The organism is Furfurilactobacillus cerevisiae, from assembly GCF_048961765.1.
In the GTDB taxonomy this organism is placed as follows: domain Bacteria; phylum Bacillota; class Bacilli; order Lactobacillales; family Lactobacillaceae; genus Furfurilactobacillus; species Furfurilactobacillus milii_A.
Genome location: NZ_CP185253.1, coordinates 1 through 24,757, shown reverse-complemented (window position 1 = coordinate 24,757; position 24,757 = coordinate 1). Strand labels below are relative to the sequence as shown.

Annotated in this window: 20 protein-coding genes and 2 pseudogenes; 4 read left to right on the top strand and 18 right to left on the bottom strand. The window is 43.7% G+C overall.

What is annotated here, in order from left to right:
- Positions 1 to 268 precede the first annotated feature (268 nt).
- Positions 269 to 1,198, top strand: coding sequence for an IS30-like element ISLpl1 family transposase (locus tag ABUE36_RS00110; protein WP_096109805.1), 930 nt, complete (start codon positions 269 to 271; stop codon positions 1,196 to 1,198).
- Here the strand turns inward: ABUE36_RS00110 and ABUE36_RS00105 are convergent.
- On the bottom strand, positions 1,195 to 2,271 hold the full coding sequence (locus tag ABUE36_RS00105) for an NCS2 family permease (protein WP_421016973.1): 1,077 nt from the start codon (positions 2,269 to 2,271) through the stop codon (positions 1,195 to 1,197). The two genes, ABUE36_RS00110 and ABUE36_RS00105, sit on opposite strands and share 4 nt — an antisense overlap.
- A gap of 57 nt (positions 2,272 to 2,328) precedes the next feature.
- Positions 2,329 to 2,847, bottom strand: a pseudogene (gene purH, locus ABUE36_RS00100) (bifunctional phosphoribosylaminoimidazolecarboxamide formyltransferase/IMP cyclohydrolase); the annotation flags it as partial.
- A 99-nt stretch (positions 2,848 to 2,946) separates the two neighbouring features.
- On the opposite strand from purH (ABUE36_RS00100), the gene ABUE36_RS00095 reads away from it, so the two are divergent.
- Positions 2,947 to 3,933, top strand: coding sequence for an IS30 family transposase (locus tag ABUE36_RS00095; RefSeq protein WP_191982121.1), 987 nt, complete (start codon positions 2,947 to 2,949; stop codon positions 3,931 to 3,933).
- An 8-nt stretch (positions 3,934 to 3,941) separates the two neighbouring features.
- Here the strand turns inward: ABUE36_RS00095 and purH (ABUE36_RS00090) are convergent.
- Positions 3,942 to 4,946, bottom strand: a pseudogene (gene purH / locus ABUE36_RS00090) (bifunctional phosphoribosylaminoimidazolecarboxamide formyltransferase/IMP cyclohydrolase); the annotation flags it as partial.
- 311 nt (positions 4,947 to 5,257) lie between these two features.
- Here purH (ABUE36_RS00090) and ABUE36_RS00085 point away from each other — a divergent pair.
- On the top strand, positions 5,258 to 6,052 hold the full coding sequence (locus tag ABUE36_RS00085; RefSeq protein ID WP_178941747.1) for an SDR family NAD(P)-dependent oxidoreductase: 795 nt from the start codon (positions 5,258 to 5,260) through the stop codon (positions 6,050 to 6,052).
- An 80-nt stretch (positions 6,053 to 6,132) separates the two neighbouring features.
- Positions 6,133 to 6,447: a hypothetical protein gene (locus tag ABUE36_RS00080; protein ID WP_161002005.1), complete on the top strand. Its 315-nt coding sequence runs from the start codon at positions 6,133 to 6,135 to the stop codon at positions 6,445 to 6,447.
- A gap of 93 nt (positions 6,448 to 6,540) precedes the next feature.
- Here ABUE36_RS00080 and ABUE36_RS00075 read toward each other — a convergent pair whose 3' ends face one another.
- The 15 genes from ABUE36_RS00075 to dnaA form a co-directional block, all read right to left on the bottom strand.
- Positions 6,541 to 7,920, bottom strand: coding sequence for a DHA2 family efflux MFS transporter permease subunit (locus ABUE36_RS00075; protein WP_421016972.1), 1,380 nt, complete (start codon positions 7,918 to 7,920; stop codon positions 6,541 to 6,543).
- Positions 7,921 to 8,082: 162 nt separating this feature from the next.
- Positions 8,083 to 9,276, bottom strand: a complete 1,194-nt coding sequence (locus tag ABUE36_RS00070) for an MDR family MFS transporter (protein ID WP_161002007.1) — start codon at positions 9,274 to 9,276, stop codon at positions 8,083 to 8,085.
- Positions 9,277 to 9,378: 102 nt separating this feature from the next.
- Positions 9,379 to 10,761, bottom strand: a complete 1,383-nt coding sequence (gene dnaB / locus ABUE36_RS00065; RefSeq protein WP_161002008.1) for a replicative DNA helicase — start codon at positions 10,759 to 10,761, stop codon at positions 9,379 to 9,381.
- 80 nt (positions 10,762 to 10,841) lie between these two features.
- Positions 10,842 to 11,294, bottom strand: a complete 453-nt coding sequence (rplI, locus tag ABUE36_RS00060; RefSeq protein WP_017262418.1) for a 50S ribosomal protein L9 — start codon at positions 11,292 to 11,294, stop codon at positions 10,842 to 10,844.
- A gap of 5 nt (positions 11,295 to 11,299) precedes the next feature.
- On the bottom strand, positions 11,300 to 13,327 hold the full coding sequence (locus ABUE36_RS00055) for a DHH family phosphoesterase (RefSeq protein ID WP_178941745.1): 2,028 nt from the start codon (positions 13,325 to 13,327) through the stop codon (positions 11,300 to 11,302).
- Positions 13,328 to 13,511: 184 nt separating this feature from the next.
- A complete protein-coding gene (rpsR, locus tag ABUE36_RS00050; protein ID WP_017262420.1) occupies positions 13,512 to 13,754 on the bottom strand; it encodes a 30S ribosomal protein S18 in 243 nt (80 codons plus the stop codon).
- A gap of 25 nt (positions 13,755 to 13,779) precedes the next feature.
- Positions 13,780 to 14,322, bottom strand: coding sequence for a single-stranded DNA-binding protein (ssb, locus tag ABUE36_RS00045; protein ID WP_161002010.1), 543 nt, complete (start codon positions 14,320 to 14,322; stop codon positions 13,780 to 13,782).
- Between the two features lie 36 nt (positions 14,323 to 14,358).
- Positions 14,359 to 14,658 (bottom strand): 30S ribosomal protein S6, encoded by a 300-nt coding sequence (gene rpsF, locus ABUE36_RS00040; protein WP_017262422.1) that lies wholly within the window; start codon positions 14,656 to 14,658, stop codon positions 14,359 to 14,361.
- A 309-nt stretch (positions 14,659 to 14,967) separates the two neighbouring features.
- Positions 14,968 to 15,297, bottom strand: coding sequence for a heavy metal-binding domain-containing protein (locus tag ABUE36_RS00035; protein WP_161002011.1), 330 nt, complete (start codon positions 15,295 to 15,297; stop codon positions 14,968 to 14,970).
- A 135-nt stretch (positions 15,298 to 15,432) separates the two neighbouring features.
- On the bottom strand, positions 15,433 to 18,075 hold the full coding sequence (gene gyrA / locus ABUE36_RS00030; protein ID WP_161002012.1) for a DNA gyrase subunit A: 2,643 nt from the start codon (positions 18,073 to 18,075) through the stop codon (positions 15,433 to 15,435).
- Between the two features lie 63 nt (positions 18,076 to 18,138).
- The gene (gene gyrB / locus ABUE36_RS00025; protein WP_162855663.1) at positions 18,139 to 20,169 is read right to left on the bottom strand and encodes a DNA topoisomerase (ATP-hydrolyzing) subunit B; all 2,031 of its coding nucleotides are present in this window, start codon (positions 20,167 to 20,169) and stop codon (positions 18,139 to 18,141) included.
- An 86-nt stretch (positions 20,170 to 20,255) separates the two neighbouring features.
- Positions 20,256 to 21,440 carry a DNA replication/repair protein RecF gene (recF, locus tag ABUE36_RS00020; protein ID WP_161002013.1) on the bottom strand — a complete coding sequence of 395 codons (1,185 nt, stop codon included), beginning with the start codon at positions 21,438 to 21,440 and terminating at the stop codon, positions 20,256 to 20,258.
- The gene (gene yaaA / locus ABUE36_RS00015) at positions 21,441 to 21,701 is read right to left on the bottom strand and encodes a S4 domain-containing protein YaaA (protein ID WP_017262427.1); all 261 of its coding nucleotides are present in this window, start codon (positions 21,699 to 21,701) and stop codon (positions 21,441 to 21,443) included. It abuts the gene before it with no gap.
- 353 nt (positions 21,702 to 22,054) lie between these two features.
- Complete coding sequence (gene dnaN, locus ABUE36_RS00010; RefSeq protein WP_161002631.1) at positions 22,055 to 23,194, bottom strand: DNA polymerase III subunit beta; 1,140 nt, start codon at positions 23,192 to 23,194, stop codon at positions 22,055 to 22,057.
- Between the two features lie 228 nt (positions 23,195 to 23,422).
- The gene (dnaA, locus tag ABUE36_RS00005) at positions 23,423 to 24,757 is read right to left on the bottom strand and encodes a chromosomal replication initiator protein DnaA (protein ID WP_161002015.1); all 1,335 of its coding nucleotides are present in this window, start codon (positions 24,755 to 24,757) and stop codon (positions 23,423 to 23,425) included.

The window sequence follows — 24,757 nt, the reverse complement described above, 5'->3', positions numbered from 1 at the left end:
TGCCAATAAAAATAGACAAAAAGAAACTGACCTAGGATCGGGGAATCCTAGGTCAGCCATCATTCTAGAGAGAGTCTTAACATATCTGGGGGGAGATACATTACGTCGGAGGAGTGAGGGGTATGAACTCCTTCGATGCTTATAATATACCGACGTTACCTAAAAGTAAAGTAGATTGTAAAATTAATCCGAACGCTGTTCGGACAAAAAAGATCAGCTTCCTTTAAAATGGTGTTTACAACAAACCCATCTTTTAGGAGCTGATCTTTTGTCTAGTATAACCTATTCCGAACGAATTAAAATCGAAACCTTTTGTGAACTAGGGCTGTCCAATATCCAAATGGGCGTTCGGCTGAACCGATCACCGTCAACAATTTCTTATGAATTATCTCGATGTCAACCTTATCAGGCTGAATTAGCACAAACAGATGCCGAATACAAGCGATCACGATGTGGTCGGAAAACTAAGCTGAGCGATGAGTTAAAGCAAACAATTCTCAACCATTTACATCTAAGCTGGTCACCAGGAATGATTGCTCACGAATTTAAACTAGCGACTAAATCTATTTATAATTGGCTAAATCAGGGGAGAATTGGTTTCTCCTTGAATGATCTACCTGAACATGGCGTACGCCAACGGCGTAACGTTGACCAACGATCCAAATATAATCAATCTTTGGGGCGATCGATTGAACAGCGTCCCATGATGATTAATCAACGTAATCGCATCGGTGATTTTGAACTAGATACCGTCGTTGGCCCTCGTGGGCATAGTAAGGCAGTTTTATTAACTTTAATCGATCGCAAATCACGGTTCCTTTGGGCATATCGGTTAAAGGACCGAACGACAGCGAGTGTTAATGAAGCACTGACTAAGTTCCTAACAACTTTTAATGGACCGGTGCACAGTTTTACTGTGGACCGTGGTACTGAGTTTAGTGGGCTAGTATCATTTGAATCACAATATGGTATTAAGACCTATTACTGTCATGCTTATACGCCAGCTGAACGTGGTAGTAATGAACGCTTTAATCGGAATTTACGTTATTTTTATCCTAAGGGGACTCGTTTTGAGCACATTAGTGCTCAAGATTTAACGACGACGTTACTCCAAATTAACCAGAGACCGCTTAAAATACTTGACTGGAAAACACCGTATCAGGTTATGCTGACCAATTTGTCCAAAAATTCGGATTAAATTTGCAATCTACCTATTGGCAAAATAAATTTGAAAATGGCCCCTGTCAATAAGCCTGACATTGGATCAACTAATGCTGTGACAATCAATGTCAACGCGGAAACCGATGCACCAGATCCTTTCAACGCTAATGCAGCATTCTCTGGAAAAATAATCACGGCTCCCAAAATTAGCAGAAATCCTGCAATTGAAGCAGCTGGTACATATTTACCCAATCGTGGTAACCAACCGGAAAATAATAAAAGTGCCATTAGTAACATCATCAATATTCCAGAAACAACTGGTTCTGGTGCGCTTGCGGTCGCCGAAATAATACTTTCTACTGGCGCCCCACCAAGTAAACTCGTTCCCATATCAGCAAAGGCCTGAGTCCCCGTCAGAATATTCAGGTTCACCGGATTTGGCTTAATGCCTGTTAGCTGCCCAGTTAACAGCCCGTATGAAATGTTCGCGCCAATATTCAAACAAGCTAAGCTTAGCGCTCCCCGAATCACTCGCAGATTAACCATTGGTTTCAAGAAGTGAAAGCGCCGCTCTACAACGTATTGTGGCAGTTCCACCCGATAGTGAGTGCCATAAACGGCCACTAAGCTTGATGCAATGACGGATAAAACAATTGTCCAAACCAGGTCCTTCGTTAATAAATATGTCAGCACAGCAACGCCGACAGAAGTGCCACCAGCAATTCGTTCGTTTTTAACCATTGTCAAGCTGATCTTGCTAAGCATTAAACCAACGCCTGCCATCATACCCGCGATGATACCATTTCCTAAAACATGTACGATACTCGTTAAAGTACCTGTCAAACCAATAACTAACATAATGATGGAACCACCAAAAATGATCGACGACCGTTCTCGGTGTGTTTGACCTAAACGACTTAATAAGCCTAATGACTCGGCCTGAAATGAAATAGGCGCAACTGATCCGACTGCGCCATTCACTAATGCGCCAAAAACGAAGGAAAAGGATGTTGGAAAAATGGCGAATCCCAGAGTCATGGCCATAATACCTTGCGGAATCCCATTCAGAACAACGCCCATTGCCGCCATTAAATCAGCCAACCAATGCATGTAAATACCCCCGGATTATCATTCTGTATGTTTGGCGTAATGATATCAGACCATAAACTAGTGTCGAAAATGCCGAACACCTGTCGTCACCATTGCAATGCCAAGTTCGTTGGCCTTATCAATAGAATCTTGATCACGGATGCTACCACCCGGTTGAATTATTGCATGAATACCATGCTTAGCCGCATATTCAACACAGTCGTCCATCGGGAAAAAGGCATCACTAGCTAACACGGCCTCGTTAAATCGAGGCTGTTTTTTTGCGGCGCTAATAGCTAGTTCCACTGAACCAATACGATTCATTTGGCCGCAACCAATGCCCAATGTCTGATCAGCAGTAGCTACAACGATGGCATTACTCTTAACATGTTTCACAACAGTTTGTGCAAACTGAAGCGCTTTTAGTTCTGCCTCAGTTGGCTGAATTTCTGTTACAACGGTCATATCAGTAATTGCTTCAGTCTGAAGATCTTTATTTTGTAAAAGCAACCCACCTGTTACAGAAATCGCCTCAAGTTCACCTGGTTGTGCTTTTCCTAATCCGATAGTTAGCAATCTGACGTTCTTTTTCTTAGCGGCGAATTTACAATTGAAATGCAACACAAAGTAAAAAAATAAACCCATACCGGGTAGAATATGTTTAACGACCAAATCAAACAATTCGAGGTATCCGGTATGAGCTATAAACATCTTACTATAAAAGAACGTGAAATACTTATGTTTTTACGAGCTAAGGGGTTATCTATCCGGGCTGTTGCGTTACGGCTGGGGCGAAATCCAAGCACTATTTCACGGGAGTTAAAACGTTGTGCAGGTAATTATTCCCCAAGCAAAGCAGATAATGACTATCATCAAAAGCGGCAGAATTGTCACAAGAAGCGGCTATTAGACAGCCATCCACAATTACGCCGTCAAATTGTTCATTACATCTTAGATCTGCACTGGTCACCAGAGCAGATTACCGCTCGCTTTAATAAGGAACATCAATGGTGTGTTAGCTACAACACAATTTACCGTCATATCTATCAACACAATTTAGGTGAGAAGTACTCCTCACGTGGTGATACCGGTATTCAGCGCCATCTCAGACATAAACATCGGACTCGGCATTCAAAGAATACTAGACGACATCGAGAAGTACAGACCGACTATATCTCGATCCATGAGCGCCCTGGTTTTATCAACCAGCGTCAACGTATAGGTGACTGGGAAATTGATACTGTGATTGGTCGAACGGGTCACTCCATCCTTTTAACGATTGTCGATCGGCTTAGTCGGCTTACGCTTATCAAAAAGGTTGTGCAAAAGGACTCGCAGGAGATAAATAAAGGCTTAGTTGAACTGTTAGGGGCCATTCCTAAAGAATTTGTTCATTCTATTACACCAGATCATGGGACCGAATTTCTTCATCTTGATGAAATCAGCGAAAGGTTAGGTGTTACTGTCTATTGGCCCGATCCATATTCGCCTGAACAGCGTGGAACAAATGAGAATACAAATGGATTAATCCGGGAATATTTTCCCAAGCGAACAGATATTGATAATTATACAGAACAGGACGTTGAACACTGCCAAAAGCAGTTAAATCAACGTCCTCGCAAAGTGTTAAACTATGAAACCCCATATGAAGTATTTTTTGACAAACCGTTGCACTTAGTTTGACAATTCGCCGCCAAAATTGCATAAGCATCATCATCAAACGCAGGCGCCATGATAATTTCTAGAAACAAGGCGTGCATCTTTGTCGCTGTGGCAAGGTCGACCGATCTATTCAGCGCAACAATGCCACCAAAAATCGACATTTTATCTGCACTGTATGCTTTGTCCCATGCCTGCTCGATATCATCTCCGAGACCAATGCCACACGGATTCATATGTTTGACGGCCACCACTGCTGGTCGATCAAATTCACTAAGTGCGGATAAAGCTGCGTCAGCGTCTTTAATATTATTGTAGGAAAGTTCTTTACCATGAAGCTGGTTAGCAGATGCAAGACTTATTTTCGAAGGATATTCCTTTGTATAAAAAGCAGCTTGTTGATGTGCATTTTCACCATAACGAAGAGCTTGGCGCTTCTGATAAGTCATCGTTAATTTTTCTGGGAAGGGTTCAGGATTTAGATAATGTGCAATAGCTGCATCGTAGGCGGCAGTAATGGAAAAAACTTTTGCTGCCAGCTGACCGCGTAACGTCGCATCTTCGGACTTAATGCCGCTCAGTACGGCTGAATAATCGCTCGGATCTGCAACAGCCCAAACATCTTTAGCGTTCTTCGCGGCCGCCCTCAGTGCCGTCGGACCACCAATATCAATTTGCTCAATTGCTTCGGTATGTGAAACACCCGGTCGATTTATCGTTTCAGAAAATGGATATAGATTGATGCACACAACGTCAATCGGTTCAATATCGTTTTCAGACAACGTTTGCATGTGTTCAGCTTTATCGCGCTGCGCAAGAATTCCTGCATGAATGCGGGGATGGAGCGTTTTAACCCTTCCATCAAGCATTTCAGGAAATTTTGTCACTGACTCTACGCTAATAACTGGCACCCCAGCGGAGCTTAGATGACGTGCAGTACCGCCTGTTGAAACAATTTCAAAACCCAAGTCAACCAAACCACTGGCAAAATCCACAACTCCTGTTTTATTGAATACACTAATCAATGCACGTTTCACCTTAATATCTCCTTATCATCAAATGAGTGACTAACCTTTCTAATTAATTTCAAACATTTAAATAAAGTTCGTGTTTATAAAAGCATCCGCTAACTCGTTTCCAAGTTAATAAAGGAATTCTATCATTGCACATTTCTTAAATCAACGATAAATATTAACTATTACGTTAGGTATTAATTGTATAGTTCGTATTTTACAAATATATTAATTGTTATGATTCTATTTTTATTGGTTACCAAAAAGTGCCTACTTGTTCTTTAACTGAGAACCAACTAACCTGATGATTGAAAAAAGACAGGAGATTATGACATATGGATTTACAATTAACGCACAAAATCGCTCTCGTAACAGGTTCAACCAAGGGAATTGGTAAGGCTATTGCTACTGAATTAGCTCGGGAAGGGGCCACGGTTATTATCAATGGCCGCAGTCAGAAGAGTGTTTCAACGGCAATCAGCGACATTACCGAAGCTGTCCCAGATGCTTCTTTGCAACCGGCACCGTTTGATCTAACAACATCTGACGGTCGCACAGCATTGGAAGAAAAGTTTCCAACTCTGGACATCCTTATCAACAACCTAGGTATTTTTGGCACCATGGATTATTTCGACATCGATGATGAAACTTGGAATAGCTACTTTAACACCAACGTTTTAAGCGCTAATGACCTCGTGAAATTTTATTTACCAGGGCTGATGAAAGCTGATTTCGGTCGGGTTATCTTTATCGCTAGTGAGGCCGCCATCATGCCATCCCCAGAAATGCCGCAATATAGTATGACTAAGGCCATGCAACTGAATCTATCCAAAAGCTTAGCCAACGTCACTCGTGGTACTAACGTTACGGTAAACACCGTTATGCCAGGGTCCACACTGACTGAGGGCGTGGTCGATTTTATTAACGATTTGTACCCTGACCCAACGCAAACGTTTGAAGAAAAAGAACGTGAATACATGGCCAAGAATCGACCAACATCAACGCTTGGCCGACTCATTCGCCCAGAAGAAATTGGCAAACTTGTCACCCTTGTCGCTAGTCCTGCCGTTGGTGGCTTTAGTGGCAACGCTATCCGTATGGACGGCGGGATCGTGCCAACGATGTTCTAATCACAGTGGGCGAGGTGCACGTTTTGCGGTACAATTAACCGAACGTTTTAATGAAACCGTGAAGAAAGTGAGTGCTGCTCGTGTATTATTTTCTTGCTCAGTTACTGGCCGTTGGCTATGTCGCTGCTTGTCTGGTAACCACTGTCAAAGCATATTCTGACCCCAAAGTGTCTACTCACATTGCGATGTGGTGGTCCGCCGTAACTATCGTAATGGCACTCACGCTTGCCAGTTGGGTCTTTCTTGTCGTCGGCAGTCTCGCCTCACTTGAATTGGCTTATCAAACGGACCGGTTCAAGGGTCTCATTCGTTGGTGGCCATTAATTGGTCGAACAGCCTACGTTGTGGTAACCATCGCGCTTTACCTTCGTTTTGGTGTACCAAACTTTAAATAGTCTAAAAAGCCTGATTTCTCACAGTATTGGTTGAGAAATCAGGCTTTTGAATTTAACTCATATTGTTACACGTGAAACTAAAATTTTTTCTGCCTAGTCATTATCTGGAATTTCCTTCGCATTTTGCAAACGAAAGGCCTGCGTCACTGCAACCAGTAATAGACACAAGCAAATGCCGAAACCGACTTGAATCCCGACTCGCGAGTTTGGTACATGTAAACGGGCATCAGTAATCGTAATAGCAGCCACAATTAATGCCGTTCCCATCGTTGCGGCTACCTGACGTAATGTATTAAAAATTGCGACACCATCGGGAAGTTGCGCTCGTTTAAGATAAACTAACGAATGCGTTTGTAACGGAATCAGCATCAGTACCAAACCTGACTGTCGAACCGCCTGTCCTAACGTCACCATCCAAATCGATGACTGTGCACCAATCAACATTTGTAACAGCGTTCCACAAAGGTCAATTGTAAGTCCGATGAGCACTAAATGTTTGATTTTGAAACGATCATAAAATTTGCCACTGGTAGACGACATAAAGCCGGTAATTAGTGTCCCAGGTAAAATAACCAGTCCAGACACGAGCGGGCTCTTATGCATGCTATTTTGGACAAGCAGCGGTAATAAGATCGTATTACCATACATTGTCGCGATAATCAGTGAATTAATCACTAGTGCAAACGTAAATTGACGTGTTTTAAAAACGTTAAGGTTTACCAGCGGTTGCTTCGTTCGCAATTGTAACCAAACGAATAATAGCCAGAAAACTATCGCTGCTACTAAGGATAAGCTAATCAGTAACCCTTCTCCCGACAGCAACTGGCTGACGTTTGATAATGCCCACAATAAGAACCATAGGCCTAAACTAATCAGCATTAACCCTCGGTAGTCAAAGGACAACGCCAAGCTATGCGACTCTGCTGGTAACGCCTTAAATGCCACAACCAACACGCCTGCCAAAAATGGAATTAGTAAGATAAATAAATACCGCCAAGAGAAGTAGGTCAAAATGATGCCTGACAGTGTCGGACCAATAATGGGCGAAAAATTGAATGCCAATCCGATAAAGCCCATCACTGACCCCTGCTTACCTTTGGGCGCATAACGAATCGCCATGACATTTACCAGCGGCACCATGACACCTGCTCCAACGGCCTGAATCATGCGTGCAAACACGACCAGCCAAAAAGATGGTGCCATCGAGCCCAGAATCGTCCCCACCAAAAAAACACTGGTGAAACCAAGAAACAGCCGTCTAAATGAAAACCGTTTAATTAAATAGGCACTAACTGGAATCATCAGTGCGTTAATTAGCATATAACCATTGCTAACCCATTGGACTTGTTCGGCTGTAACGTGAAACGTCCGCATTAAAATTGGCAATGCAATGTTCATCAGTGTGGAGCATAGTAAGCTCCAAAAAGCACCAAAGGTTAAAATCGTCAGTGAAATTTTTTCTTGTCGTCGCAACTACACAATCTCCTCGAATATAAGCATAATTATATTTATTGTACGTGGTTCTGACCTCAAATTCACTGACAATTCTGGAAATAGTGCTATAAACACAATTGGCGGCGACTCTATTCAGAGTTGCTGCCAATTGTTTGAGTATTTATTTTTTAGCCAAATACATTAATACTGCGTCGTTTTATGATACATCAATCGACGAATGACAATCACCATGATCCATGTTAACGCAATGGCAACTGCCGCAAAGCCAAACAAAAATTTGTATGAAGTTGCATCAATTAGGACACCACCTAGAAGTGGACCAATCGCCCGACCAGCAGCGGCGGATGCATTAACAGCACCTTGGTATTTCCCCTTCACATCTAATGGGGTCAACTGATTGACGATCGCCGGAATCGCTGGAAAGGCCGTCGCTTCGCCAAGTGTTAATACAGCAATGGCAAGGACAAACCCAATATACTGTTTAACAAAGAGCAGAATAACAAATGATATTGCAACTGCGGCAATTCCTGGGATGATTTGATAATATGGATTGCGAATGCGATCGCCAAGAAAATTGACGCCCATTTGAAAGACAAGAATAAGCCCGGCGTTGATCGTCCATAACAAACTGTATTTTGTCAGTGGAATCCCTTGATCAGTCATATAAACTGCCATGTTTGATGTCCATTGTTCATACATAATCCAAATGACAATCAGTGTAGCGAAGAACGTCCAGATGATAATCAAATTAGGTTTAGGCAACTTGATTTTGCTCTTAGTCTGCTTGGCGTGGGCAGCATGGGCCCGTACACTATCTACATTAAATTGAGTCATCGCGATGAAGAAGTAGGCCGCATACATTGCCGCTGTGATAATGAATAGATATTGAACGCCGTGTTCATAAACAAAACCAACCATCATGGTTCCAAAGACAACCCCAAGGTTTTGCATAAAGTAGATCATGTTGAACACATATCGACCATCACGACTTTTAATGGTTGTTCCCAAAGAATTAATCAGCGTGATCAAAAGCCCACTACCAAAGCCCATAAATACAAGACCTATTGGAAAGGCCGGCCACCCATGCCAAAAGATCAAGAAGGCCGTGGCAATAAACTCATAAACTGTCGCAATCAACGTCAGCTTATAAGCATCAACACGATCAAACAGCCAGCCACCTAAATAAGCACCAATGATATTTGCAGTTGAGTTAAACAACAATACGAGACCAACAACTGTCAATGATTCATGAAGAGCATCATGAATATAGATGGTTGTCAGTGGCCAAATAAAACTTTGTCCCATATTGTTGAGCAGCCCGGCAACTAATAACCACGGCAGCTTAATTTCTTTCCCAGTAACTTGTTGTTGCATCGGTCTTCCCTCCAAATTTATTTCCTCGGAAATAATGATTGATTAGTACTGATAAACGGGTGTACATCGTCATCGATGCACGCCCGTTTATTGGTTGTCACTTTAGTTTTGCGCGTTATACGCAATGTTTGAGAACTTGTTATAAGACTTAACAAATAGTAATTTGACAGTTCCCCGGGCACCAGAACGGTTCTTTTCAATAATGACTTCAACTTCCCCAACGTTTTGATCCTCGTCATCACGCGGATCGTTGTCATTATCCTCATCATCGTTGTCACGTTCATAGTAGTCATCACGGTACAGGAAGGCAACAATATCGGCATCCTGTTCGATTGAACCAGATTCACGAATATCAGATAACACTGGTCGTTTATCCTGCCGTTGTTCCAAACCACGAGATAGCTGTGACAAAGCAATAACTGGCACACGTAATTCCTTAGCCAATTTTTTTAACTGACGGGAAATATCAGAAACTTCTTGTTGCCGGTTTTCTTTGTTCCCACCTTCAATCAACTGAAGGTAATCGACAATAATAATCCCTAGATCATGTTCTTTGGCCAAACGACGGCACTTTGCACTGATTTCAGCCATCCGGTTACCTGGTGTGTCATCAATGTAAACGCTGGTCTTAGATAGCGCGCCCATGGCCACAACGAGGTTCTGCCATTCTTCATCAGTTAGCTGACCTGTTCTCAAATGGTTTGCATCGATACTGCCCTCAGCACAAAGCATCCGGTTGACTAATGATTCAGCACCCATTTCAAGACTGAACAAGGCCACCGTTTTATTCGTCTTTGTCGCCACGTTTTCGGCGATATTCAGAACAAACGCCGTTTTACCAACACCAGGACGGGCAGCAAGAATAATCAATTCATCATCATGGAATCCAGTCGTCATCTTGTCTAGTTCATGAAAGCCGGTAGCCAACCCGGTAATTTCATCACCATTCTTCGATAACTCATTAACCGTATTCATAGCCTGATTTAACACATCCGCAATCGGCTTAAAACCACCGCTATTGCGATCATCGGCCACCTTCATGATTTCCGTCTCGGCATTTTCAAGCAGTGTCGAAACATCATCCTCTTCGTTATATGAACGGGTAACAATGTCTGTCGCCGTCTTTATCAATCGACGTAGCAAAGCCTTCTCTTGAACAATCTTGGCATAGTAAACGACGTTAGCCGCAGTTGGCACTGCCTGTGCCAGCTCGGCAATGTAAGTCACCCCACCAACGTCATCAATTTGTGCGTTGGCAGTCAGGGCATCATTAACTGTCACGGCATCAACGACTGTACCGTTATTATTCAAATCAATCATCGTTTGAAAAATAATCTGATGCGCTCGACGGTAAAAGTCCTCAGCTTGGAGATATTCCATCGCTTCAGGCATGGCGTCATTACTTAAGAAAATGGCCCCCAATACGGCCTGCTCTGCTTCAATGTTTTGTGGCGGGGTTTGTTCCCGCAAATCTACATTATCCATGCTATCTCCACTTGATTCTGAACCAAAATAACAAAACGCACCATTTCCCGGGAAATAGTGCGGTCAAAATGCCTTAATAACTATTGTTCAACCACGTGCACACGAATCTTCGCGGTCACTTGGCTGTGTAGTTTAACTGGTACATTTGTATAACCGAGCACCCGAATTGGATCCGGCAATTCGATCTTGTGCTTATCTAACTTAATATTGAATTGTTGATTTAATGCCTGAGCAATCTGCTTTGAAGGAATTGAACCAAATAGACGACTATCTGAACCAGCTTTGGCCTTAATTTCAACAACTGTTTCATCAGCCTCTAATTTCTGTTTCAATTCCTGAGCCGTTGCTAATTCAGCTGCTTCTTCGCGAGCTTCAGCACGTTGCTGGCCTTTTAATTGGCTCATAGCAGTAGCGGTTGCCGCTTTTGCCTTACCTGTCTTAATCAAAAAATTTTGAGCAAACCCATCTGGTACTTCTTTGACCTCACCGCGCTTGCCACGACCACGAACATCCTGCGTAAAAATAACTTTCATCGTTGTTACTCCTTTGCATCCTGTGTCGCTTCTGCCGCCTGATTATTGAGAATGTTCAATAATTCTTGACGAACTTCAGTAACACTTTGATTTTCAATCTGTGTGGCTGCGTTTTGTAAATGACCGCCACCGCCCATTTGTTCCATGATGACCTGCACGTTAACCTCACCAGTAGAACGAGCAGAGATACCAACCCGGTTGTCAGCACGTTGGGTGATAACAAACGAGGCTTCAACACCTGCCATATTTAGCAATGAATCAGCAGCTTGGGCTGCCGTTACTGAATCGTATGTGGTACCGTCTTCTCCAGCGATTAACGCCACGTTCTCATTAATCAGTTCAACTCGACTAATGAGGTGATTACGTTGCATGTAACTGTCCGGATTTTCCTTATTAAATTGAACAATCAGCTCTGCATCAGCACCAGCTGACCGCAAATAACTAGCTGCGTCAAACGTTCGCGTACCAGTATGGTTCGTGAAGTTTTTAGTATCAATTTCAATCCCGGATAGCATTGCTGTCGCTTCAATTTTGTTCATTGCGTTTGCTTCCTGTGGTTGATACTCTAACATCTCTGTAATCAACTCACAAGTTGAACTTGCATAAGGCTCAATGTAAACCAAAATTGGGTTTTCAGGGAATTCTTCACCCCGTCGATGATGATCAATAATCACAGTTCGATTCTGAAGCTTGTCATACACACTCTCAGCCATCGACATGGATGGCTTGGAATGATCCACCATAATCAATAAACTTTGATCAGTGGCCCGATTAGCAGCATCTGCCGGCGTGATGATTGCATCTTTTACTTCTGAATAATTATCAATGGACTGTAACAAACGTTGAATATCAGAATGGGACTGTTGTGCCTCATCCAGAATAATCCAACATTTCTTACCGTTCATCTGTGCAATCCGTCTAATCCCCAGGCATGCCCCTAATGAGTCCATATCAGGCGTTCGGTGACCAGCAACAAATATCTGGTCCGATTGACTGAATAATTCCTGTAACGCCTGAGAAATCATTCTGGCACGCACACGCGTCCGTTTTTCCATTGGATTCGTCTTACCGCCGTAAAAACGTGCTTCCTCATTTTCAGCTTTAACGACAACCTGATCACCGCCACGACCAAGGGCTAAGTCCAAATTACTCTGAGCTAAGCTAGCCAGACGATTGATATCTTTCTGTCCATAAGCTAATCCCATGGACAAAGTGAGCGGATAGTTCTGTTTAGAAGTGGTTTCACGAATCGTGTCGAGAATCTTAAACTTATCAGCTTCCAAATTTTCCAAGTCACTCAAATGGCCAACTAATAAATAATGATCTGAATTCAAACGGCGCAAGTACGTATTAAAATCTTTAGTCCAGTCTGTCAGTGTGCTCGTCACATAATTACGAAGTGTCGAAATATCTGAATCACTCATGCTTTGAGTCACTTCATCGTAGTTATCCAATGAAATAATTCCAAGGACAAGTTGTTCATTATGGTAGTCCCGTTCAATCTGCGCGTAATGACTGACATCCATCAGGTACACAACGTTTAACTCTGGTTGAACCAGCAAATAAAATTGCTTATCAGCCCATGTAATCGTACTGTACGTTTCATCTTTTGCATGTGCTTCAATCGCATCAGCCAACGTTTGATCCACGCTGGCAATACTCTTCCCTAACACTTCTGTATCGCCAAAATAGGCCTGTAAATATGGATTAATCCAAGCGACGCGTTGATGATCATTGAAAATCAGCACGCCCATTGGCATTTCAATCAGTGCTTCCTGTTCACCACGTTTAATGCGATAGGATAAATCGGCGATGAACTCTTGCGTATCGATGCTGATCTCCTGCAGAGTATTGAAAATCACGACCAACACGACAACGGCCGCAATCAGCACAATGAGCCCAAATATCCAATTCAACATAAACGCTGTAATAACGCCCAACAGGCCTAACGCCAACCCATAAAATGCAATCCACCGCAAACGCGTGTTTTGCATGAAAACGGGCAAACGAAATCTTGCGAGTAATTGTCTCATGTTGTTCGTTCCTTTCTATAAAGTATTGTTACCAGTAAAGTACTTCGGTACCGTTACACTGTTACCAGTTTATCACATCTAATGTGACCAATACACAGCACACGACAGTCTGTGGATAATGAAATTGGCAAACTTAAAGACTAAAAAAAACAGCCCCTAAAAGGGCTGTTTGATAAATCATTGATTAGTCTTCGGCTACGAATGGAAGCAAGCCCATGATCCGTGAACGCTTGATTGCCACCGTCAAACGACGTTGGTTCTTAGCGGACGTACCAGTCACCCGACGAGGTAAAATCTTGCCTCGTTCTGAGATGAACCGTTGCAACAATTCAGTGTCTTTGTAATCGATGTATTCGATGTGGTTTGCGGCGATGAAGTCTACCTTACGGCGACGACGGTTACCACCACGACGACGTTGATCTGCCATGATATGATCCTCCTATCTTCTGAGACTAGAATGGAAGGTCGTCATCCGAAATGTCAATGCTTTCACCATTACCAGCGAAAGGATCAGCAGGGGCCTGGCTTGTTTGACTGGAAGGTGCAGCATTACCCGCATTGTTCCCGCCATTATTACCAGTGCCGCCAAACGGATTGGCGCTTCCTGATTGAGGAGCATTATTGTTGTAGCCGCCGTTGTCGTTTGTGTTACCGGAAGTCCGTTGATCAGATTGAGAACGGGATTCTAGTAAGGCAAAGTTTTCGACGACTACTTCAGTGACGTAAACGCGCTGGCCCTGTTGGTTCTCGTAGTTCCGGGTTTGAATCCGGCCCTCGATACCAACTAGTGAACCCTTATGCGTGAAGTTAGCGAAGTTTTCCGCTGACTTACGCCAGATTACACAGTTAATGAAATCAGCCTCTCGTTGGCCCTGTTGGTTAGTGAACTGACGGTCCACTGCCAACGTAAATGAACCAACAGCTGCTCCTGATTGTGTGTAACGAACTTCAGGGTCACGGGTTAAGCGTCCGGTAAGAACTGCGCGATTAATCATAGTTGTAGTGCTCCTCTCTTAAAATTTTTGTTTTGTTTACTTGTCGTCACGTTTAACGATCATGTGACGCAAGATGCCATCGCTGATTTTAGCCAAACGATCAAATTCGTTTAAAGCTTCAGCCTGGTCAGTGGTTAGGTTTACAACGTGGTAAGTACCTTCGTTGAAGCCTCCAATTTCGTACGCAAAGCGACGAGTTGACCAGTCTTTTGAATCAGCAATTTGTGCACCATTGTCTGTCAAAATCTTGTCGAAACGTTCAACTAAGGCTTGCTTAGCTTCACTGTCAAGATCTGGGCGAACAATATAAGTAATTTCATACTTAGTTGCTAACATTGACTGTCTACCTCCTTATGGACTTTTGACCCGCTGTTTTTCAAACGGGTAAGGAGTCATTCACCAGAATGGCGAACGCTCACGAACTAAAAGTATAGCATGGCAAAGCTTAAATAACAAGGGATAGCTTATTGCGTTTGATGTAACTGATCGACGTATACACGCCACGTTACAAACACTAAAAGGTTATTTTGTCTTACCACAGAACTCCCAATCCGCAACGCCTGTTGTTCGTTCACACACCTATAACATACGCAAAACGATAACAAATGTTTGTTGTCGTCGAATCTTTTTTATCTTAATTACTCGCTACTTAAATTTAACAGCCGTTCCATAAGCCGCGACAGTCTCCATGTCTTGACTAATTGAATCCGAGTCATAACGCATCATGACTACGGCATCAGCACCCATCGCCGCAGCGTTGTCTCTCAATCGATCCACTGCGATATCCCGTGCCTCACTGAGCAACTCAGTATAGGCTTTAATTTCACCACCAACGATGTTTTTCAAACCAGCACCAATATTACGCACAACATTTTTGGATTGCGTTGTTAACCCAAATACTTCACCAATAACTTCATACTCTTGACCAGGGATCCGTTCTGTCGTCACGACGAGAATCTTTTTTGAATCACTCATGCAATACCACATCCTTAGCTAGAATTTATAATTCGCTTTTATTGTCTAGGATTAGCATCATAAAAGCAATCGACAGCTACTGAGTAAATAAAAAAGCACCGCGATTTTATTCGCGATGCTTTAATTAATTGTGCTTTATTCGTTGTCGTCATCAGCATCATCAGATGTATCATCCTGATCAGCTTCAGCACGCTTCAACAATTCGTTGACCTGTTCGTCAGCGTCACCGGCTGGTTCATCGCCTGCTACTGGTGTCGTCGAATCAACATCCTCGCTTGAAGATGATGCCACTGTGTTATCACCATCGGTTGGTGTCGCACTGGCTGAATCATCTTCGTCCTCGATTTCAGGTTCTACTTTGGCCATCGTTGCGACTGAGGCATCTTCATCGATTCGAATCAAATGAACCCCAAGCGCTGCACGGCCTGTTTCAGAAACAGAATCGATGCTAAAGCGGATCATAACACCCTTGTTAGTCACTAGCATGATGTCTTCCGTGCCGCTAACCGTTGTTAATCCAGTCAGTGGCCCATTCTTAGCTGTCACGTTAACAGTCTTAATCCCTTTACCACCGCGACCCTTAATCGGGTATTCGCTGGCTTTGGTTTGCTTACCGTAACCCTTCTCGCTAATAACAAGCACATGACTGTCCGGTTTCAACACGTCGGCACCAACGACAAAGTCATCGTCACGCAAACGAATTCCGCGAACGCCAGCCGCAGAACGACCCATGTCGCGAACAGCATCTTCAGCAAATGATACCGCGTAACCAAGGTGGGTTCCGATAATCATGTTTTGATGACCATCCGTGATGGAAACATTCATCAACTCATCACCATCGTGCAAGTTGATGGCCTTCAGTCCATTGCTCCGAATATTACTGAATTCACTAACAGCCGTGCGTTTAACCACACCATGAACCGTTGTGAAGAACAAGTAATTATTGCTCTCATCCGGACCACCCTTGACGTTGATCACCGCTTGAATACGTTCACCGGCATCCACGCCAAGTAAGTTGATCACTGGAATTCCCTTAGCTGTTCGGCCATATTCAGGAATTTCGTAGCCCTTCATGGCATAAACTTTCCCAGTGTTGGTAAACATCATCAACCGGTCATGAGTCGACGTAGAAATTAGGTGTTCAATGAAGTCGTCATCATGAACGTTCATCCCCTGAACCCCACGGCCACCACGATGTTGCGCTTTGAACTCGGTTGTTGGTAGACGTTTGATATAACCATTGTGAGTCAACGTCACAATGACGTCTTCTTCTTCGATTAAATCTTCGTCTTCAATATTCGAAATGTCACCGACCTGTAACTCAGTCCGTCGTTTGTCACCAAACTTAGTCTGAATTTCAAGTAGTTCTTGGTAGATGATTTCGTTGATCCGTGAATCATGGGCCAAGATATCCTTGTAGTCAGCGATATCTTTCATCAACCCAGTGTATTCATCTTCAATTTTGCCACGTTCCAAACCAGTTAACCGAACCAGCCGCATATCCAAAATGGCTTGCGCCTGCTTGTCGGACAATGAGTAGTTGTTCATTAACTGGGCTTTGGCAACATCAGCCGTTTGTGAATTACGAATAATCGAAATAATGGCGTCAATGTGGTCCAACGCGATCCGCAAACCTTCAAGAATGTGCGCCCGCGCCTGAGCACGCTTTAAATCAAACTCAGTCCGACGACGGATAACACTTTCTTGATGCCGCAAGTAGTCAATCAAAATTTGCTTAAGACTAAGAACTTTCGGCGTGCCATCTTCAATAGCCAACATGTTGAAGCTGAATGAGGTTTGCAACATCGTCATCTTGTACAAGTTATTCAAAATAACGGACGCAGAAAAGTCTCGACGCGCGTCAATCACAATCCGCATACCTTCACGATCAGATTCATCGTTGATATCCGTGATACCCTCGATGCGTTTGTCACGTGCTAATTCAGCGATATGCTCAATCAATCGGGCCTTGTTAACCATGTATGGCAATTCGGTCACGATGATGCGTTCCTTGCCGTTCTTTTGCGTTTCGATGTCAACTTTTGAACGCACGGTAATGGATCCCTTACCCGTTTCGTAAGCCTTCCGAATACCAGCCTTACCCATGACGATCGCACCAGTTGGGAAGTCTGGTCCCGGAATGGCTTCCATCAGATCAGCCGTTGTGGCATCAGGGTTGTCCATCAAAATGTGGATTCCCTTGATAACTTCAGCCAAGTTATGCGGTGGAATACTCGTCGCCATCCCCACGGCAATCCCTGAAGCACCGTTAACTAACAGGTTAGGGAACCGTGCTGGCAATACCGTTGGTTCACGTTCTGTACCGTCATAGTTGTCTTGAAAATCAATCGTGTTTTTATTGATATCACGCAACATTTCCAGTGCAATCTTACTCATCCGCACTTCCGTGTAACGCATAGCAGCCGCACCGTCACCATCGACAGAACCGAAGTTCCCGTGACCGTCAACTAACATATACCGGTAACTAAAATCTTGTGCCATCCGCACCATGGATTCATACACGGCGCTGTCACCATGTGGGTGATACTTACCTAAAACGTCACCAACAATTCTGGCGGACTTTTTATAGGGTTTGTCCGGTGTATTGCCAAGTTCATGCATATCGTACAAAATCCGGCGGTGAACCGGCTTCATTCCGTCACGAACATCTGGCAGCGCCCGGGCGACAATAACGGACATCGCATAATCCAAAAATGATGTCCGCATCGTTTGCGACAAATTGACGTCGGTGATGCGACTCGGTAAATCTTCGCTCATTTCGCTACTCCTTTGTCTTCGTTCTTACGTCGGCGCTCTAGTGCTTTAATTCACACAAACAAATTAAGCATCAAGGTTTTCAACGAACTTAGCGTTATCCTCGATAAACTTCCGACGGGGCTCAACTTTATCACCCATCAACATGGTGAAAATCTGATCTGCTTCAATGGCATCTTGTGGATCAACTCGTAACAAACGGCGTTTTTCAGGATCCATTGTTGTTTCCCAAAGTTGTTCAGCATCCATTTCACCAAGCCCTTTATACCGTTGAATCATTGGCTTAGGAGACGGTGGCAACTGACCTAAAATCGTGTTTAGTTCATCATCTGAGTCTATATAGCGCATCATTTTACCTTGAGCAACTCGGTACAACGGTGGCTGCGCAATGTAAACGTAACCAGCGTCGATCATTGGCCGCATAAACCGGTAGAACAATGTCAGCAACAGTGTCCGAATATGGGCACCATCGACATCGGCATCGGTCATGATGATTAGCTTATGATAATTAGCCTTTGAAATATCGAAATCTTCACCAAAACCAGTTCCTAATGCGGTAAATAATGACCGAATTTCTTCATTGGCTAAGACACGATCCAAACTAGCCTTTTCAACGTTCAAAATCTTCCCACGAATTGGCAGGATTGCCTGCGTTAACCGTGACCGACCTTGCTTAGCTGAACCACCGGCCGAATCACCTTCGACGATGAATAATTCTGAAATTACTGGATCCTTAGAGGTGTTATCCGCTAACTTACCAGGCAGGTTTGAAATTTCCAGACCTGACTTTTTCCGTGTAACTTCACGTGCCCGTTTGGCAGCAACCCGCGCTTTCGAGGCCAGAATACCCTTGTCCACGATTTTACGAGCCGTGTCCGGATTTTCCATCATGAACCGACTGAATGTGTCACTGAACAAGTGATCCGTGGCGGTTCGGGCATCTGAATTACCCAACTTAGTCTTCGTTTGACCTTCAAACTGTGGATCTGGGTGTTTGATTGAAACAACGGCCGTCAGACCTTCACGAACATCATCCCCAGACAACGGATCGTCGTTATCCTTCAACTGACCACTCTTGTGCGCATAGTCATTAATTACTCGTGTCAGCGCTGATTTAAAACCAGTTTCATGAGTCCCACCTTCATAGGTGTGAATGTTGTTGGTGAACGTTAGTAAATTGCTGTGGAAATCGTCAGTGTATTGCAGGCTGACTTCGACCACGATGTTGTTTTGAGTTCCTTCAACGTAAACAGGATCCTCGAACAAAACATCTTTGCCATCATCCAAGAACTTAACGTATTCCTTAATTCCACCTTCATAGTGGAAATCTTGTTTGGTCGGCGTTTCTGGGCGATTATCGGCAATCGTAATCCGTAAGCCCTTGTTCAAAAAGGCCAGTTCACGAATCCGAGTCGTCAAGACTTTAATGTCATAAACCGTTGTTTCACGGAAAATATCCGGATCCGGCTTAAAGTGAACAATGGTCCCATGAGCATGCGGTTCTGAATCGCCGATGATTTTCATTGGCGTCTTAACGTGACCGGTATCAAAATCCATGTAATAGATTTTGCCATTTCGCATAACCTTAACGTCCAATTCAGTGGACAAGGCGTTAACAACGGACGCACCAACCCCGTGCAGACCACCAGAAACCTTATAACCGCCACCGCCAAACTTACCACCGGCATGCAAAATTGTATAAACGGTTTCCAGCGCTGGTTTACCTGTTTTCTTTTGGATATCGACTGGAATCCCACGACCGTTATCCGTCACAGTAATGGAATTGTCCTTTTCGACAACCACATTAATTTCATTAGCGAAACCGGCTAACGCTTCATCAATCCCGTTATCGACAATTTCCCACACAAGGTGGTGCAGTCCTTGAGAACTGGTCGTCCCAATGTACATTCCGGGACGTTTACGAACGGCTTCGAGGCCTTCCAAAACCTGAATTTGATCAGCATTATACTGACCAGCTTCAGCTTCACGTTGGTTGGCATCGCCGGAAGCGACCTTAGATGCTTGGTCAGCTTCTGCCTGTTCCACACGTTCGCGTTCCGCTTGCGTTAACTTTTGCTCGTCGTCTTGTTCAGCCAAAGTAATTCCTCCTCAAACGTGGCCCAGCATCTAAAAACGGACCGTTAACCACGTTGCTCAAAAACTGCTGCTTACTAACTTGTTACTCACTCCTGTTTTGGTTCCTGTCCATCGGTACCGTTCTGACTATCACTACCATCGTTTGATGATACTAATTCATCCTGACTTAAATGACCGCTAGCAATATTGAATATCGTTGGGTCATTAATCAGTTTGCGGGCAATACCGCTTAACGATGTGGTGGTTAGAAAGGTTTGCACCTTGTCTTGAATAGACCGCAGCAGGTGTGTCTGTCTTGCATCATCCAGTTCACTCAGCACGTCATCCAGCAACAACACTGGGTATTCACCTGTGATTGCCTTCATCAAATCAATTTCAGCTAGTTTCACAGATAATGCTGTTGTCCGTTGCTGACCTTGTGAGCCAAACGTCTGGACATTTTTGCCATTAACCATGAAGTGAAGGTCATCGCGGTGAGGGCCAATTAATGTCGTCCCTTGCTCGATTTCCTTCGCTTGTTGTCGCTCAAACTGTTCCTGATACGCTTTGTATAAGGTATCAACACTTTGTTCGCGCGTTGCTTTAATCTGGTTAACGTATTCAAACGCGAGTTCTTCACGCTCTTGCGAAATCACTTTATGCACTTGTTGCGCCCAAACGGCTAGTTGATCAAGAAAATTCAACCGTGCCGCAACAATTTCAGCGCCAAACGCAGCTAGTTGATCACTCAACACACCGAGATAAACCAAATCCTTAGCCTGTTTACGTTGCAATTGTCGCAAGTAATTATTCCGCTGTCGCAAAATTGACCGATACTGACCAGCGTTATACAGATACTTAGGACTCATTTGACCAAATTCTTGGTCAATGAAATGTCTTCGCACTGATGGCGACCCCTTAACCAGCTCCAAATCCTCTGGGGCAAACAAAATCACATTAAGATTGCCCACATAAGCCGATAAACGAGCCTGCTCAAGGTGGTTCACCTTGGCTTTTTTGCCCTTCTTGCTAAACGTCAGCTCTAATGGCGTAACCGTATTCGTTTTATGAACACGACCAGCAACTAAGGCCTCATTAGCTTGCCAGCCAATTAAGTCACGATCATTGGCCGTTCTGTGCGAACGCGTCAAGGCTAAAACGTAAATTGCTTCCAGCAGGTTTGTCTTCCCCTGTGCATTTTCGCCCAGTAACACATTCACACCTTGATTAAATTTGACGTCAAGGTCAGCGTAATTACGAAAATTCTTGAGGTGTAAACCTTCCAGGTACATTTACGCATCCTTTTCCGTTGTGTCTGCTGACTGATTTTGCCGTATAAAAAATAGCCCTACATCTGGGACATCTACTGAATCACCAGGATAAAGTTTACGACCACGACGATCATCCGGTTCGTTATTAACGGATACTGAATGCTCGCGTAAGTACCACTTAGCCTGGCCACCTGAATCAACAACTGATTCTTCTTTCAATAGTTGGCCCAAAGTAATGAAGGCTGTCTTGATTAAAACTTCTTTTTTCACAATCAACACCATCCCTTACTTACAGTAACTATTATACCGTTTTCAGAACCGAAAAACAATTAATTAACCGCTTTTTACGCCCTATAATCGATTTTATATCTTTTTAAATACCCGATACTAACGAACCCTCAAAATGGCTAAGAGACGCTTTAAACGCAAAATACGACAAAATCGCCTTAAAAAACGACTTTTATTTCGAATCTTGCCGTTGTTTCTCCAATTCCCACGTTTTGTCGTTTGGAATTATCGGAAACACGGCAACCACAGAATGTGACTTTCACAAGCTTGGTGCAAAAAAGGAGCACTCTGAGACCAAAATGCTAGTGGTCTCGGAGTGCTCCTTTTTGAGTTAGTTAGGCATTCAACTAAAACGTCCGCACAGGTGTAATTAGCTGAATAAAGTTTTGTTCATCCTCACTTGGTACCAAAGTGAATGGCCGTAGTGCCGAGGTGAAGCTTAATTTAATCTGTGATTGACCAAAAGAGCGCAACGCATCCTTCAGATAATCTGGGTTAAATGAAATTTCTAAGTCTGAACCTTCTAGGCTGATGGCCGATAGATTTTCTTCAACAGCACCAACATCTGGTGAGTTGCCGAAAATTGTGGCCGATTTTTCTTCGCCTTTCAACGTGATTTTAACCACGTTGTTACGACTTTCATGTGATAACAGCGAAGCACGTTCAATAGCAGATAGTAACGTTGGTGCTGAAATTTCCATGGTCGTGTCAGATTCACTAGGAATTAGGCGTGACGTATCTGGATAATTTCCTTCTAACAAACGTGAATAGAAAGATGTGTCACCGAGTAAGAAGAGCACCTGGTTTTCAGCGAGGCGCATTTTAACATCAGTGCTGTCTTCACCAATCATCCGTGATAGTTCAACTAAGGACTTCCCGGGGATGATTACGTCATGAGTTTCCGTGGCTGGTGTCGGCAGTGTGATTTTGCGCTGACTTAAACGATGTGAATCAGTAGCAACAGCTGTAAATTGATCACCGGCCAAAGTAAAGTGAACCCCAGTCAAAATTGGGCGACTTTCTTGGTTTGAAACGGCAATAACTGTGGTGTTGATGATGTCACGGAAGACATCCCCAGCCAGCGTTACTTCATCATCGCTTTCAATTTCAGGTAAGTGCGGGTAGCTATTGGCATCCAACCCGTTGATCGTAAAGGCAGCTGCTCCAGATGTAATGTTTGCCTGAAAACCTTCTTTAACTGCGATGGTCATCGTAGCTTCTGGTAACCGTTTGACGATCTCACCAAAGAAGCGTGCTGGTAAAACAATGTTACCTGCTTCTTCAACATTCAGCTCTGCGTTTTCATCATCAGCACGGAGTGTGGTTTCAATCGAAATGTCGGTATCGGATCCAGTAAAGGTAATTTCATTATTGGTAACTTCTAGTTTTAATCCGGTTAATATCGGAATTGTTGTTTTTGTCGAAATGGCACGTGAAACATCATTGAGCTTTTTAATAAAACTTTGTCGATTGACCGTAAATTTCATTCTTAGTCCCCCAAAGTGGTTTATGTAATTTGGGGCAAAGCCCCATTACTTATTTAAGATATAAAGATAGTCGTAGTAGTAGGCAGTGTGGATACTGTGGAAAACCAAGAATTTCAAGAACTGGTAAAGTTTTCCACCTGTGGATAACTCAAGTAAAACTCAGATGGTTTCGATTCACTTATCCACAGGTCTTAACGATGTCCTGCCCCCATGATACGCCAGTTTTTACTAGCGTTGTATCTCAATTTTAAGCTGCTGAATGTTTTCAGCAAGTTTTGCGTCGTTTGAAATGCTCTCTGCAATTTTGTCGCAAGAATGCAAAACAGTTGTGTGGTCTTTGCCACCAAAGGCTTTACCGATTTTTGGCAAGGATGAATTCGTTAATTCACGGGCTAGATACATCGCAATTTGCCGCGGAACAACGATTTCCTTCATCCGCTTTTTGCCTTTAAGATCGACGAGATTAACGTCAAAGTAGCTTGCGACCTTCTGTTGAATGAGTTCGATCGTAAGTGTTGGTTTGCTTTCGAGATTAAGGCTCTTCAATGCATTGTGAACTAAGTCTTCATCAATCGGCTTCTTTTGGAGGCGCGAATAGGCCTGCACACGTGCGAGAGCACCTTCCAATTCACGGACGTTACTATTGACCTGGCTGGCAATAATTTCGAGTGCGTCGTCAGGGATTTCAATTTGTTCACGCTCAGCTTTATTGCGTAAAATGGCAATTCGTGTTTCTAAGTCAGGCGCTGTAATGTCAACGGATAGGCCCCATTTGAAGCGACTCACTAAGCGGTCTTGTAACTTAGGAATTTCGTTGGGCAAGCGGTCAGACGTCAACACGATTTGTTTACTATTGTTGTAAAGTTGCTCAAACGTATGGAAGAACTCTTCCTGAGTCCCTTCCTTGTCTGCAAAGAATTGAATATCGTCGACAAGGAGTAGATCAACGTACCGATACTTCAACCTGAATTGTTCCTGAGTCTTGTCACGGATCGACATAACCATATCGTTGGTGAACTCTTCACTGGTGACGTACATGACGTTGGTATTAGGGTTACGGGCAATCATGGCATGGCCGATGGCGTGCATTAAATGCGTTTTACCTAGGCCAACACCACCATAAAGAAACAAGGGGTTATACAAGGTCCCAGGTTCCTCAGAAACCGCCATAGCAGCAGCATTCGCCATTTGGTTCCCCTTACCAATAACGAATGTATCAAACGTGTATTTGTCATTTAGAGAGTTTGCGTGATTAGCAACTTCAGTTGTGGCGGTGTCAGTAACAGGTTCTTTTACCGTTGGCTGAGCCGGTTGTTCCCCCTCAATGACGTATTCGGGTTCCAATTCAGCTTGGAAATCGGAGAAAGCGAATTCGACCAGTTTGGGGGTTAGTGTCCGCTCCCAGTAGTCTTTATGAAGCTGGGAAGGAACTTGTAAAACGAAGCGTGGCGGCTGGTAAGAAAGAGGCAGTGCTGATTCGACCCACGTATTAAAGGTAACGGGTGACAAATTAGCGCGGAAACTTTCTTTTAAACCATCCCAGAGTGTGTTTTTATCGACCAC

What these genes read in the sequence shown, in the direction of transcription:
- gyrA (WP_161002012.1), bottom strand. Translation starts at nt 18,075, where the DNA reads ATGAGCGAAGATTTACCGAGTCGCATCACCGACGTCAATTTGTCGCAA.
- rpsF (WP_017262422.1), bottom strand. Translation starts at nt 14,658, where the DNA reads ATGTTAGCAACTAAGTATGAAATTACTTATATTGTTCGCCCAGATCTT.
- rpsR (WP_017262420.1), bottom strand. Translation starts at nt 13,754, where the DNA reads ATGGCAGATCAACGTCGTCGTGGTGGTAACCGTCGTCGCCGTAAGGTA.
- ABUE36_RS00105 (WP_421016973.1), bottom strand. Translation starts at nt 2,271, where the DNA reads ATGCATTGGTTGGCTGATTTAATGGCGGCAATGGGCGTTGTTCTGAAT.
- ABUE36_RS00055 (WP_178941745.1), bottom strand. Translation starts at nt 13,327, where the DNA reads ATGAGACAATTACTCGCAAGATTTCGTTTGCCCGTTTTCATGCAAAAC.
- ssb (WP_161002010.1), bottom strand. Translation starts at nt 14,322, where the DNA reads ATGATTAATCGCGCAGTTCTTACCGGACGCTTAACCCGTGACCCTGAA.
- dnaN (WP_161002631.1), bottom strand. Translation starts at nt 23,194, where the DNA reads ATGAAATTTACGGTCAATCGACAAAGTTTTATTAAAAAGCTCAATGAT.
- yaaA (WP_017262427.1), bottom strand. Translation starts at nt 21,701, where the DNA reads ATGGTGTTGATTGTGAAAAAAGAAGTTTTAATCAAGACAGCCTTCATT.
- ABUE36_RS00095 (WP_191982121.1), top strand. Translation starts at nt 2,947, where the DNA reads ATGAGCTATAAACATCTTACTATAAAAGAACGTGAAATACTTATGTTT.
- ABUE36_RS00035 (WP_161002011.1), bottom strand. Translation starts at nt 15,297, where the DNA reads ATGAGTGATTCAAAAAAGATTCTCGTCGTGACGACAGAACGGATCCCT.
- ABUE36_RS00085 (WP_178941747.1), top strand. Translation starts at nt 5,258, where the DNA reads ATGGATTTACAATTAACGCACAAAATCGCTCTCGTAACAGGTTCAACC.
- recF (WP_161002013.1), bottom strand. Translation starts at nt 21,440, where the DNA reads ATGTACCTGGAAGGTTTACACCTCAAGAATTTTCGTAATTACGCTGAC.
- rplI (WP_017262418.1), bottom strand. Translation starts at nt 11,294, where the DNA reads ATGAAAGTTATTTTTACGCAGGATGTTCGTGGTCGTGGCAAGCGCGGT.
- ABUE36_RS00070 (WP_161002007.1), bottom strand. Translation starts at nt 9,276, where the DNA reads ATGCAACAACAAGTTACTGGGAAAGAAATTAAGCTGCCGTGGTTATTA.
- dnaB (WP_161002008.1), bottom strand. Translation starts at nt 10,761, where the DNA reads ATGGATAATGTAGATTTGCGGGAACAAACCCCGCCACAAAACATTGAA.